Genomic DNA, 13,550 nt, shown 5'->3' on the forward strand with positions numbered 1-13,550 from the left:
GCCGATTGTACATGGAACGCTCAAAACCCTTTCTATCGGTATTTTCGAATATTAAGAGGTAAGTATGGGATAAAACGGTAATGATAGTGTTTTTATTATCACCTGATATAATCGAATATATGCGTGCCGTCTCTGTCTTTCTTGCCATCATCCTTGTTACTGCGACTGTCGCCGGGGCTGTTCCAGTGGCATCTATCGGTGACGCACAAACAAGTGGCAAGAGTATCTCGCAAATCAATCAGGAAGGAAGTGGACCAATCCTATCAACACTTGGTATTTCACCAGTCGAAGTGCAACGATCTGCATTGCAAACGACATATGTTGAACTCGGTCGTGGACTTGAGTTCGCTTCAATAGCGACTGAAACGAGAATTCAAACGGAGACAACATTAAATCGAATTCAGTCAGCGTCAACACCATCTGTGCGTCAACAACGATTATTACAGGCACTTAGCGAAACTGAGCAGCGAATAGTGATACTTCGTTCGCAACAACGAACTCAGATATCGGCATATGGAGATGAAAATGTCACCACCGAAGAGTTTCTTGCTCGTCTTGCTGCAATTGATACTGAATCACGTGCACTGATTGCACGATTATCACGACTGGAGTCAGCCGCGAACTCAATAGATGGATTCAGTATTCCTGCGTCGCGATTCGAGACACTCCGTATTGAGTTACGGACACTCACAAGTCCGGTTCGTAAACATGCTACAGAGGTCATCACAGGAACAACTGAGCGAAGTCGATTTGTCATTCAGTCAGGACCGCAAAGTGTTGTAGTTGGTACTCTCATTAATGATGCATACGTGCGAGAAGCATATCGGGGGCGACTCAGAGGGACCAACGTTGGAACCGAGCTGAATATAACAACTCCAACAAATGTGACCACTGAGGCTTATCCGACGATTACGTCATTACGTCGGGAAAGAGCAGTTACAGCACCAGAGGGTCCGATTACTCGTGTGAGGATCAATCATGACCGTGGTCGTCTCGTGAGTTTCATACATACCAGTAATACACGGATATTTAAAGAAATTCAGCATCGACCACTTGCACAGACGTCGACGCGACGATCACTTTCAGCGGTAAAGGACGGACTTCGGCTCACTGCACATCCGACATATCCTGGTGGACCGGTTCGATTCCAACTAAACAGCACTGCTACAGAGCAACCAGTCGATGCACCATTGACTCTCGGTCCACCGAGTGGTGAAAGTACGATTGTTGGAGAAACAGGGTCTGATGGGTCGCTGTGGACACTCGCACCTGATGGAACATATCAAGTGACTGCTATCGATAGGAATTCTGTTGTATTGGTCTCTATTGACCCATCATTCCCACCGTTAATATACGGCGCTGTCGGAAACAGCACCCGTGAGAATAGCACTGAAACAGGCGTTAATGATGCTGGTAGCAATGTTCGAGTATCAGGTGGAGACAGCTAGGCTGTCGACAGATTCGTTTGTAGATACGGTATAGAGTATTGGATTATAAAGTACCTCGGGGCAAGCCCTCTAAGCCGAGGCTTCCCTGTGTCGACCGCACTACCCCAGCAAGGGAATTTCACTCAATTCCTCCCGACCTCTTCCTTTCCCGTGAGGAATCGGCTGGAAGTCACACCCGAAAACACCGCACTGCACCGCAGCGTCCGTGAGTGGCAGTGGGAGTCGGTCACTGTCACTCCAGCATCACCATGACCCTGACCCGGTGAAACCCCGACTCCCCCCGAGGCACTCGCCTTGTTTATCTGTAGATTACGCAACTCTCGCCTCTTAGTTCTTGATTATGTTGCGCTCACTGTTGACTTTGATATTACTTACTGAAATCAACAAGCGAGTCCATACCGCTCATCTTGACCGTCACATTGTGCAAGCGCACAGTCATTGACAATCTACAGGCAGATAGATCGAATACCTCCGGGATTTGACTCCGGGGCGATTCACATAATCAAGCTGTTATACAAAAAGGAAGTACCCAAGAGTGATCAAGAATCTTAGTGATTGCACACATATGCCTTCTTATGTCGTAATCTGCATGAGTATCTCATCTGTATGTCAAATGCTAAATATTTCATCTGCAATCTGTTGTGATTGCTTGGTCACGGTGATTCAAAATATGTATTCTGATGAACAGAGGCAAAGCTTCATGAGCAACATAGACATCAGAAACGTCGTAAGTATTTCTTGAACTCATTGTCGACTACAGATCGGGTGTCAGCCGCGATAACTGGTATTGCACTGCTGCTTGTCGTCAGTGTTACACTTGCGAGTGCTGTTACAGTCAAAACTACCCCACTGCAGATAATTATTCCCTCAGGTACCTGTCAGATCAGTGAGTATTCAAGTGCTAATCGCATTGATACTTCAGTATCATCAGAGTTACCAAACATCAAACAGCAAGTACTGCACTGTCACTCACTGTGTCTGAGACGCTGATAACTCTCACACATGAGGCTGGACTGTCGCTGCGTCTTGCGATGGTGAATATACGAGTCAACATCGATCAAGAACCACCATCGTATCAAGCATCTATTCCGTTTTCTGCCGCGAAATGGTTTCCTAGCGGTCCATATGGATTATATAATAACGTAAATGATGGCGTGTGGTCGGTCGGCGAGCAAGGGAACTTCGAGTCGCTGGGACGAACAGTCCTCAGCCACTACCAGGTCGCTCCGTGAACGTGACTATTTTCTATCGTGGTGTCATCGGAGAGATTGGTGCAACAGTTCGGCGATAGACCCGGGCAAAGATCTCAAACGTGAGAGAAAATGCATTCAAAGTAGAGAAAAATAAAGAATCAGTCTCAATTCTAATGTCTAATCGTTGGTTGGTGCGACCGCTGGGTCACCCACCTGTTGTTGGACTGATGTATCAACAGTATCACTTGCTGTCGGTGCACGAGCAATCGTTGTAATCGCCCGTGGAGTTCCAGGGTGTGCTTGCTGGATGTGATGTTCGATGTCAACAAACCCTGCGGTTTCAAACATTTCTTGTGCTTCCGCTTCATCATAGAACAGCATAATCGCATCAGCAAGTTGCTGGAAAAGCCATGAATCAGGATAGTCTGGACCAACGACAAGAACGCGATTACCGGGCTTGACCACACGTCGGAACTCACAGAGCGCAGCAATTGGATTTGGCCAATACTCGATTGAGCCTGATGACCAAATTGCATCAAAACTGTCATCGGCGAACGGAAGTCGCTCGGCATCACCACGGTGAAATTTGACATCATCAGTCCGACCAAACTTATTGAACGCTCTTTTCATCTGATGGGCGCTCTGGTCAAGTCCATGAATATTCTTGCTGTATTGAAGCAGTCCCTCAGTCGCAAATCCAGTTCCACATCCAACATCAAGAACGCGATCAGTTGAGTCAATATCAAGTTCTCTGAGCGCTTCATCACGCATCTCTGCATTCCAAATAAATGGATTAATTCGGTCATACACCTGTGAGAGATATTTATAGAACAACCGCGCGTTTGCTTTGTCCTCAAGTATTCCCATTTAATCTCGTATGGACACGCCAGAATCATAACGCTACGGATTCAGCGTCTTCGAATAAAAGGAATATACGACGTGAAAACTGCAGAAACGCACGGATACACTTGTTGCTGTGTCGGCTCATTTTCTTGATTTCATCTTTCCATACACACCGACTCACAGGCGCTCATTCAGTGATGAATATTACTTATAGTTCGATGAATTAGATAATTTACAGACGAATGTCCGATAATTACCTCAAAATTGGTATATAGAGTTGTTACCCGGTCCTACGGCAAGTCGGGTTACTTGATAGCTAATGGGATTGGTACTATCGTTCCGGAAACACCTTATATCCCGGTTACAAACTATTTTATTGATACGAGCATGCCGAGACCAGAGGTTCTCGAACGGATCAAAGTAGCCGAAGATGAGGCAGCAGAAATCATCGACGAGGCCGAGGTTGAGCGCGAAAAGCGTATTGCGTCCGCCGAAGAGGAGGCTGAGACGATTCGCGAAAAGGCACAACAAGAAGCTGATGAATACGAATCCAAACGGCTCTCGGAAGCCCGCAAGGAAATTGAGACTGAGCGCGAGCAAATTATCGAGGATGGAAAAACAGCACGAGAGCAATTGATTGAATCTGCAGAGGACCGAGTTGATGAAGCCGTTGAGTATACAATTAATCAGTTTGAACAGGAAGTAAATGATCAGACCTGAACAGATGAGTAGGGTGTCGGTGACTGGGTCCAAACAAGTATTGGAAACGGTCATTGAAGCGACACATGATCTCAATCTATTCCATATTACTGATTATGACGGGTCATGGGATGGATTTGACCCTGGTAGGTCAGTTCAGGGCGCAGAAACAGCCGCAGACAAGCTTGTGACGGTTCGTTCACTGAAAAGTATCCTCAATGTTGATGACGCAGACGCTGGACCAACACGAATCGTTACTGATGAAGAAATTTCCGAAGAACTCGAATCAATTCGAACAACGGTTAATCAGCTTGATGACCGCCGACAAGAATTAAGACAAGAACTCCGAGAAATCGAAGATCGAATTGAAGCCGCAGAGCCATTTATTGAACTTGGCGTTGATCTGGATTTACTTACCGGATATGACACGCTACAGGTGGCTATTGGTCGTGGCGATCAGCAATCAGTCGAACGAGCAATCGATAGTGCTGATTCACTCAGCACGTATGAGATATTTACTGGCAGTGATGTATTGGCTATCTTTGCCCGTCCGACGGATGCCGCAAGTGATACAGCACTCACTGATGTACTTGTGGGTACTGAGTTTGTCTCAGTCGATCTACCAACACCAATCACGACTGAGACAGATACAGTCACAGCATCTGGAGATAATACTGTTTTCGACAGTGATACCAAGCAGTTATCGCCGAAAGAGTATGTTCGTAATCTTGAACAGAGGCGTCAGCAGTTGGAACAAAAGTTCCAGGAGATTGAAGAGGAATTGGAGAATGAACGCGCCGATACTGCTGGATTTCTTCTTGCTGCAGAAGAAAAACTGGCAATTGATGCCGAAAAAGCAGAAGCACCATTATCATTTGCAACAACAGCGAATGCATTTATTGCCGAGGGATGGATCCCCAGTTCGCGGTATGACGAACTGAGGCAAGCGCTCGCTGAAGCTGTTGGTGACCACGCTCAAGTTGATGAAATTGAGCGTGCAACGTTCTCTGCAAGCGGAGATGATCATGTACGTGAAGATATCCCTGCAGGAAGTGGTGGTGGTGGCAACGCAGGCGCACCAGCCCCGACAGCCGCAGATGGAGGCGATATTGACTCAGATGCTCGTGCCGATGGTGGGACTGCGGTCGTCATGGACGATGATGAACCGCCGACGGTACAAGACAACCCAGGTGCGGTCAAACCATTTGAAATCCTTGTTCAAGCAGTCAACCGACCGAGTTATTATGAGTTTGATCCGACTATCATTTTGTTTTTGACATTCCCAGCATTTTTCGGATTTATGATCGGAGACCTCGGATATGGATTAATATACACCGTCATTGGTTATTTCCTCTACACTAGCTCTAGATTTACAGACCGCCCAGCGTTCCGCAGCATGGGTGGTATAACGATCACTGCAGGTATTTTCACCATTATCTTTGGGATTCTATATGGGGAAGTGTTCGGACTCCATCTTGTTGCAACATACCTTTGGGAAGGAGTGGTTGGACTCTCACACGCTCCGATTGAAAAGGGTCTCTCACCGGCTGGTATCGAATGGGCTCGTGGATGGCTCGTTGTGAGCGTATTAGTCGGAGTTGTTCATCTCAATATTGCATGGATTTTCGGACTCTTTGAAGATATCGAACTTCATGGTGCAAAGGATGCGTTTCTTGAGAATGGTTCATGGCTCTTGATGATGAATGGATTCTGGATATGGGTGTTCAGCGATGCACTTCGCCCGGTTGCTCCAGAGTTTATTTACACAACGTTCTCGGCTGAGGGTGTGCTACCGCTTGGATTCAATGGATTCCCTGCAATGGAGGTATTCACCATTCCAGGTATGGGAGCAATCACAGTCCCACTCGCAATATTTGTGTTGGGGCTTGTTCTTCTTGCAGTTGGTGAACCAGTCGAAGCGATTGAATTTCTCAATATTCTTGTCAATGTGTTATCATACACACGACTTGCTGCAGTCTTACTTGCTAAAGCAGCAATGGCGTTTACTGTGAATCTTCTGTTCTTCGGTGTTTATGTCACGAATGCTGGTGATGGAGCAGAGTGGCACTTTGGGCTTGAGAAAATGCCACAGGTTGGGGAAGTATATCATGGGCATGAGGTCACTGATGTTATGTTTGGAGGGCTCATCCATGGTGATGCAGCGACGATTTTGATTGGATTGGTCGTTCTTATACTTGGTCATATCCTTGTTCTGGCGCTTGGTGTTACAAGCGCAGGACTGCAAGCAGTTCGACTTGAGTATGTGGAATTCTTCAATAAGTTCTATGACGGTGGGGGACGCGAATATAGCCCATTCGGGTACGAACGAGAATTCACAACTGAAGACTAAATCTAATTTTAATTTTGGTTTTCGTTTTTGTTATATTTTGAGTCTGATCGATACAGACGATATTATGTGCGTGTAACCACATAGTATATTGACATACCAAGCTGTGAACATGTAGATCGTAATAGCGCAACGGTTAGTCACCCGGATTTTTTGTAAACAATCAGGAATACAGCATACTAATATTTCCCAAATTCTGACATATAATAGAACTACAATACGGCACCATCTCGAGTAAAACGTGTACTCGCTTTGTTGTCAGCATGAATAGCTATTGGCGTTATGTCAGTATGTTAGATAGAATCTATCCGTGCTGTATTTACAGTCGGTGCATTTGAGAAGCTTTATGATATTTGTCTGTCCATCTACGTATGTTCGGAAACGACAACACGGTCGTGATTTAATACAATGATTGGACTACTACAGCAGGCTCAGGAAACCGCACCAGCTATCGAACCGAATGCCGCCGCCGCAATTGCTCTTGGTCTTGCCGCCCTCGGCGCGGGGTACGCAGAGCGTGGAATTGGCGCCGCTGCAATGGGTGCTATCGCAGAGGATGACAGTCTCTTTGTCACCGGACTGATTCTTACTGTCCTTCCAGAGACGATTCTCATTCTCGCGCTCGTCGGGTTCTTCCTGATATAATTCTTCTCGTTGGGTTTTTATCAATGAGTCTGGACACTGTCGTCGAAGATATTCGGGGCGAAGCGCGCGCGCGTGCAAACGAAATTCAAGCAGATGCCGATGAGCGCGTAGAAAAGATCATTAGCGATGCAGAATCTGATGCAGAGGCTATCCTTGAAAAACGAAAAAGTGAAATTGAAGAACAAATCGAGCGGGAACGTGAGCAAGCACTCTCAAGTGCAAATCTCGAGGCAAAGCAAAACCGTCTAGAAGCACGACGTGATATTCTTGATGATGTTCTTGATCATGTTGAAAGTGAGCTTGCATCAGTATCAGGGACAAGACGAGAGAGATTAACCGAGCCATTATTGACCGCAGCGATTTCCGAGTTTGATGACGATGAGACAGTCAAGATTTATGCTCGTGCTGATGATACCAATCTCCTCAATTCATTATTAGAGGAGTACGAAAGAGCGGAGTATGCCGGTGAGTATGATTGTCTTGGAGGAGTTGTTGCTGAGGGGCAGCGCTCACGTGTTCGAGTGAATAACACATTCGATTCGATTCTCGACACTGTCTGGGAAGAAACGCTTGGAGACGTCAGCGAACAGTTATTTGACCAATGAGTGCATCAGGTTCGAATCCAGAGTATGTAACGGCGCGGGTCAAAGCACGGGGAAGCGCATTGTATGACGATGAGGAGTATCGTAAGTTAGTTCGGATGACCCCCGCAGAAATCGCCCGTCTGATGGAAGAATCAGATTATGAGCGAGAGATCAATGCACTCGGCTCTCGGTACTCCGGTGTTGATCTCATTGAATATGCGCTAAATCAGAATCTTGCAAGACAGTTCGATGACTTACTCAAGTGGGCGAACGGTCGTCTATACGATCTTATCGCACGATATTTGAGAAAGTTTGATGCGTGGAATATTAAGACACTAATTCGTGGTATCTACTCAGGAGCAGAAGCTAATACTGTTGATGATGATTTAATCCGAGCGGGCGAGTTTGATGATACCCTTCTCGACACTCTTCTTGATGCGGGTAGTATTGAAGAGATTGTCGAGCAATTATCGGCAGCAGGAACTATCTATGGATCAGAGCTTGAGAGAGCATATGATGATTATGATGAGAGTGGGGTGCTCATACCGCTTGAGAACGCTGTCGATCGAACATACTACGAGCAGTTACTCGCTGATCTGACAGTTGATGAGGCGACAGCACAATATCGGGAATTTCTTCAAGCTGAAGTTGACTTTCGAAATGTTCAGAACACGTTCAGACTTGCACAGAGCGGTGCAGACATTGACCCTGCAGCGTACTATATCGAGGGTGGATCGCTGTTCACTGCAACTGAACTTGCAACACTCGCACAAAATAGGACCGAACTTATCGAGGCAATCCGTCAGTCTCGGTACGGCGATGACCTTTCTGAGGCACTCAATCGGATTGAGACCGCAGACAGTCTTATTCAGTTCGAACGCGCACTTGATAATGCTTTGTTAGAATACTCCGATACGCTCGGAACGGTACATCCACTATCGGTTACCCCTATTGTATCATACATCCTTGCGAAAGAGCGGGAAGTCGATAATATTCGTGCGATTGCCCGTGGACGTGAAGCAGGGTTGAGTGATGATGAGATTGAGCAGGAGTTTATGTAGCGATGAGTCAGGAGATTGCGGTCGTCGGCAGTCCAGAGTTCACAACAGGATTCCGGCTTGCTGGTGTCCGAAAGTTCGAAACTGTCCCAGACGAAAATAAAGACGAACAGCTTGATGAAGCCGTGCAGTCGGCGCTTGGTGATGATGATGTTGGAATCATTGTAATGCATACTGACGATCTTGAGCACCTATCTCGAACGATCCGCGAAGATGTCGAGACAAGCATCGAGCCGACGCTTGTGACTCTTGGTGGTGGGGCAGGTGCTGGCGGCCTTCGTGATCAAATCAAACGAGCCATTGGGATTGACCTGATGGAAGAAGACGAATCATAACGTAACTCAACATAATTTATCTTATGAGCCAGACAGAACAAGCAGTCCGTGAGGATGGCGTTATCAGAAGTGTAAGTGGTCCTGTCGTGACCGCGCGTGGACTTGATGCCCGAATGAATGATGTTGTCTATGTAGGTGACGAGGGGCTGATGGGTGAAGTCATCGAGATTGAAGATAACGTCACGACAGTGCAAGTGTATGAAGAGACATCAGGAATTGGTCCTGATGAACCGGTCAGAAACACAGGCGAGCCGCTCAGTGTTGATCTTGGTCCGGGATTACTTGATACGATTTATGATGGCGTTCAGCGTCCACTCGATATTCTTGAAGACAAGATGGGAAGTCCATATCTTGATCGAGGTGTTGATGCGCCAGGAATTGAGCTAAATAAAAAATGGGAATTTGAGCCAACTGTCACTGAGGGTGATGTTGTTGAATCCGGTGATGAAGTTGGTGTCGTCGAAGAGACAGTAACAATTGATCATAAGGTACTCGTCCCACCGAATTATGAGGGTGGTGAGGTAACCGCTGTCAACTCTGGTGAATTCACAGTTGAGGAGACTGTTGTCGAGCTTTCAAGTGATGAATCAGTCCAGATGCGACAGGAGTGGCCAGTTCGAGAACCTCGACCAGCTGTCGAGAAGAAAACCCCGCGTGAGCCACTCATTTCTGGACAACGAATTCTTGATGGACTCTTCCCAATCGCAAAGGGCGGAACAGCAGCGATTCCAGGACCGTTTGGGTCTGGAAAGACAGTCACACAACATCAATTGGCGAAATACGCTGATGCAGACATCATTATTTATGTTGGATGTGGAGAGCGCGGGAATGAGATGACAGAGGTCATCGATGACTTCCCCGAGCTTGAAGATCCATCGACCGGAAACCCGCTCATGGCACGAACATCGCTCATTGCCAACACATCGAATATGCCGGTCGCTGCGCGTGAATCCTGTGTGTATACAGGAATCACCATTGCAGAATTCTACCGTGACATGGGATATGATGTTGCATTGATGGCTGATTCTACATCACGATGGGCTGAGGCAATGCGTGAGATTTCCTCACGACTTGAAGAAATGCCCGGTGAAGAAGGATATCCTGCGTATCTTGCAGCACGATTAGCGCAGTTTTATGAACGAGCGGGCTACTTCGAGAATGTCAATGGGACCGAAGGATCAGTCTCGGCAATCGGTGCTGTGTCCCCGCCAGGGGGAGATTTCTCAGAGCCAGTCACTCAAAATACGCTTCGAATTGTGAAGACATTCTGGGCACTGGATGCTGATCTTGCTGAACGTCGGCATTTCCCATCGATTAATTGGGATGAGTCATACTCGCTGTATAAAGAGCAACTGGACCCATGGTTCCAAGAGAACGTCGAAGATGACTGGCCGGAAGAGCGGCAGTGGGCTGTTGACGTACTTGATGAGGAAAGTGAACTACAAGAAATTGTTCAACTTGTCGGAAAGGACGCATTACCGGACGATCAACAGCTTACACTTGAGGTCGCACGATATCTGCGTGAGTCATATCTTCAACAGAACGCTTTCCATCCGGTTGATACATACTGTTCCCCAGAAAAAACGTATCTTACCGTGACAGCGATTCATCGATTCAATGATGAAGCGTTTGAGGCACTTGATGCTGGAGTGCCAGTCGATGAGATTGTCAACATCGATGCGACACCACGTCTGAACCGGATTGGTGTACAAGAAGATTACGAGGAGTATATCGCGACACTCAAAGAAGACATCGCCACACAACTACAGGAGCTTTACTGAGATGAAAGAATATCAAACCGTCACCGAAATTAGTGGTCCACTAATATACGCTGAAGTTGATGAACCGATTGGCTATGATGAGATCGTCGAGATTGAAACGCCAAACGGTGATATCAAGCGAGGACAAGTACTTGAGTCTGAGGATGGGATCGTTGCGATCCAGGTTTTTGAGGGAACGTCAGGAATTGATACAAACGCATCGGTTCGTTTCGCCGGCGAGACGCTCAAGATGAAAGTCACAGAAGACCTGTTGGGGCGAGTACTTGATGGGTCAGGACAGCCAATTGATGGTGGTCCAGAGATTCTTGCTGATGAGCGTCGAGAGATTGTTGGTGCTGCCATCAATCCATATGCTCGGGAATATCCCGAAGAATTCATTGAAACAGGCGTTGCTGCCGTCGATGGTATGAACACGCTCGTTCGTGGACAGAAGCTGCCGATCTTCTCTGGGTCTGGACTGCCACACAATGACCTAGCGTTACAGATTGCCAGACAGGCATCAGTGCCTGAGGAGGAAAACGCAGATGATGATACAGACGATGGGTCAGAATTTGCTGTGATCTTTGGAGCAATGGGAATCACCGCAGAGGAGGCAAATGAGTTCATGGAGGACTTCGAGCGTACTGGTGCACTCGAGCGCTCAGTCGTCTTCATGAATCTTGCAGACGACCCAGCTGTCGAACGGACTGTTACTCCCCGGATGGTCCTGACAACGGCGGAGTATCTTGCATTTGACAAGGGATATCACGTTCTTGTGATTCTGACCGATATGACGAATTACTGTGAGGCTCTTCGTGAAATTGGTGCTGCCCGCGAGGAAGTTCCTGGACGACGTGGATATCCTGGATATATGTACACTGACTTGGCGACGCTATATGAACGCGCTGGACGTATTGAAGGGCGTGAAGGATCTGTGACACAGATTCCAATTCTCACGATGCCAGGTGACGATGATACTCACCCAATCCCAGATCTAACTGGGTATATTACAGAAGGACAAATCTACGTTGACCGCGATCTGAACAGTCAAGGCGTTCAACCACCGGTTAATGTTCTTCCAAGTCTATCACGCTTGATGGATGATGGAATTGGTGAGGGATTGACTCGTGAAGACCATGCTGATGTTTCTGATCAGATGTATGCTGCATACGCTGAAGGTGAGGACCTTCGCGATCTGGTGAATATTGTTGGACGTGAGGCGCTTTCAGATCGTGATAATAAGTATCTCGACTTTGCTGACCGTTTCGAGACAGAGTTCATTGATCAGGGATTCGATATAAATCGGTCAGTTGATGAGACACTTGAGATTGGATGGGACCTCCTATCGATGCTTCCGAAAGAAGAACTTAATCGGATTGATGAAGACCTCATCGAGAAGTATTATCGCGAAGAGACCGCTGGTGAAACAGCAGAAGTCGCTGTAGAGTAATTATAAAATCATAAGTACGGTTTTTATCGCAGACATGGTGTTGTAGCACTAGCACTCACACCTCTCATGTAGCAATATCAGAGAGATGACTAAGCGATATGAGAACAAAGGGTACAACCATGTCTGATGTCTCGAATATCCGTATGATATTCGAAGTGCATACATACAAAAGCACATAGTCAGCTAATCATATAAACGGGGAATTCACTGCGGTGACTACGATACAATCGAGAGTATATTACACCGCCACATAATGTTCATATATGTCGATTCAGTAATTCAAAACCTTTAGCATCTCTGTGCGTAATTATATTGTATAAATGGCTGAGGACGTCAAACCAACCCGAAAGAATCTGATGGCAATTGACGATCGGATCCAGCTTTCCGAGCGCGGTCATGATACGCTTGAACAGAAGCGTGATGGACTGATCATGGAGTTTATGGATATTCTTGATCAGGCACAGGATGTCCGCGCAGATCTGAATACTAATTATGAGACTGCGCAGCAAAAACTGAATATGGCACGAGCGATGGAGGGCGACGTTGCCGTTCGAGGTGCTGCTGCCGCATTAGAGGATTATCCTGAGATCACAACACGATCAAAGAATATAATGGGAGTTGTGGTTCCACAGATCGAATCATCGCGTGTCAAAAAATCACTAGATCAGCGCGGATATGGACTTCTTGGATCATCTGCACGTATCGATGAGGCTGCGGATGCGTATGAAGAGCTCATAGAGACAATCATTCTAGCCGCAGAAGTTGAAACAGCGATGAAAAAAATGCTCGAAGAGATTGAAACTACGAAGCGTCGAGTCAATGCATTGGAATTCAAGCTTCTGCCAGATCTCTATGAAAATAAAGAGTATATCGAGCAGAAGCTCGAAGAACAGGAACGTGAAGAGATTTTCAGACTCAAGAAAATCAAGAACAAAAAAGAAGCTGAGGAAGAAGAGGAAGAGCAAGAAGAAGACGAGTCTGAAACAACCGATGAAACTGTTGTTCAAACGCCGGCAGACGATTAATCCAGTTCCGAATACGGTCTCAAAATATTAAGTATACAGAGGTCTTGCGGGTCTAACCGTGCAAGGTGCTCAGAGAAAGATGATTAACATAACAATTGTAACACGATCGGTATACATATTTGACTTTTATAATGCACATTGATTAATAGATACAACTATGCTG

At 46.6% G+C, this 13,550-nt stretch carries 12 protein-coding genes; 11 read left to right on the top strand and 1 reads right to left on the bottom strand.

What is annotated here, in order from left to right; translation table 11 throughout:
* Positions 1 to 119: 119 nt before the first annotated feature.
* Together J07HQW2_RS07335 and J07HQW2_RS07340 are read left to right on the top strand one after the other, a co-directional pair.
* Positions 120 to 1,448, top strand: coding sequence for a DUF7096 domain-containing protein (locus tag J07HQW2_RS07335; RefSeq protein ID WP_048075542.1), 1,329 nt, complete (start codon positions 120 to 122; stop codon positions 1,446 to 1,448).
* A gap of 974 nt (positions 1,449 to 2,422) precedes the next feature.
* Entirely contained in the window at positions 2,423 to 2,680 is a 258-nt protein-coding gene (locus J07HQW2_RS07340; protein ID WP_021054798.1) for a hypothetical protein, read from the top strand.
* A 138-nt stretch (positions 2,681 to 2,818) separates the two neighbouring features.
* Here J07HQW2_RS07340 and J07HQW2_RS07345 read toward each other — a convergent pair whose 3' ends face one another.
* Positions 2,819 to 3,508: a methyltransferase domain-containing protein gene (locus tag J07HQW2_RS07345; protein WP_021054799.1), complete on the bottom strand. Its 690-nt coding sequence runs from the start codon at positions 3,506 to 3,508 to the stop codon at positions 2,819 to 2,821.
* 363 nt (positions 3,509 to 3,871) lie between these two features.
* On the opposite strand from J07HQW2_RS07345, the gene ahaH reads away from it, so the two are divergent.
* The 9 genes from ahaH to J07HQW2_RS07390 all read left to right on the top strand — a co-directional run bounded on the left by ahaH (position 3,872) and on the right by J07HQW2_RS07390 (position 13,387).
* Positions 3,872 to 4,204, top strand: a complete 333-nt coding sequence (gene ahaH / locus J07HQW2_RS07350; RefSeq protein ID WP_021054800.1) for an ATP synthase archaeal subunit H — start codon at positions 3,872 to 3,874, stop codon at positions 4,202 to 4,204.
* The gene (locus J07HQW2_RS07355) at positions 4,191 to 6,533 is read left to right on the top strand and encodes a V-type ATP synthase subunit I (RefSeq protein WP_021054801.1); all 2,343 of its coding nucleotides are present in this window, start codon (positions 4,191 to 4,193) and stop codon (positions 6,531 to 6,533) included. Before ahaH ends, J07HQW2_RS07355 begins: the two co-directional genes overlap by 14 nt.
* Positions 6,534 to 6,938: 405 nt before the next feature.
* Complete coding sequence (locus J07HQW2_RS07360) at positions 6,939 to 7,175, top strand: ATP synthase subunit C (RefSeq protein WP_021054802.1); 237 nt, start codon at positions 6,939 to 6,941, stop codon at positions 7,173 to 7,175.
* 23 nt (positions 7,176 to 7,198) lie between these two features.
* Positions 7,199 to 7,780, top strand: coding sequence for a V-type ATP synthase subunit E (locus J07HQW2_RS07365; protein ID WP_021054803.1), 582 nt, complete (start codon positions 7,199 to 7,201; stop codon positions 7,778 to 7,780).
* Positions 7,777 to 8,820 carry a V-type ATP synthase subunit C gene (locus J07HQW2_RS07370; protein WP_021054804.1) on the top strand — a complete coding sequence of 348 codons (1,044 nt, stop codon included), beginning with the start codon at positions 7,777 to 7,779 and terminating at the stop codon, positions 8,818 to 8,820. Before J07HQW2_RS07365 ends, J07HQW2_RS07370 begins: the two co-directional genes overlap by 4 nt.
* Before the next feature lie 2 nt (positions 8,821 to 8,822).
* Complete coding sequence (locus J07HQW2_RS07375) at positions 8,823 to 9,152, top strand: V-type ATP synthase subunit F (protein WP_021054805.1); 330 nt, start codon at positions 8,823 to 8,825, stop codon at positions 9,150 to 9,152.
* A gap of 23 nt (positions 9,153 to 9,175) precedes the next feature.
* Positions 9,176 to 10,933: an ATP synthase subunit A gene (locus J07HQW2_RS07380; RefSeq protein WP_021054806.1), complete on the top strand. Its 1,758-nt coding sequence runs from the start codon at positions 9,176 to 9,178 to the stop codon at positions 10,931 to 10,933.
* Between the two features lies 1 nt (position 10,934).
* On the top strand, positions 10,935 to 12,362 hold the full coding sequence (locus tag J07HQW2_RS07385) for an ATP synthase subunit B (RefSeq protein ID WP_021054807.1): 1,428 nt from the start codon (positions 10,935 to 10,937) through the stop codon (positions 12,360 to 12,362).
* A 320-nt stretch (positions 12,363 to 12,682) separates the two neighbouring features.
* Positions 12,683 to 13,387 carry a V-type ATP synthase subunit D gene (locus tag J07HQW2_RS07390; protein ID WP_021054808.1) on the top strand — a complete coding sequence of 235 codons (705 nt, stop codon included), beginning with the start codon at positions 12,683 to 12,685 and terminating at the stop codon, positions 13,385 to 13,387.
* Positions 13,388 to 13,550: the final 163 nt, after the last annotated feature.

This window comes from Haloquadratum walsbyi J07HQW2 (genome assembly GCF_000415985.1).
In the GTDB taxonomy this organism is placed as follows: domain Archaea; phylum Halobacteriota; class Halobacteria; order Halobacteriales; family Haloferacaceae; genus Haloquadratum; species Haloquadratum walsbyi_B.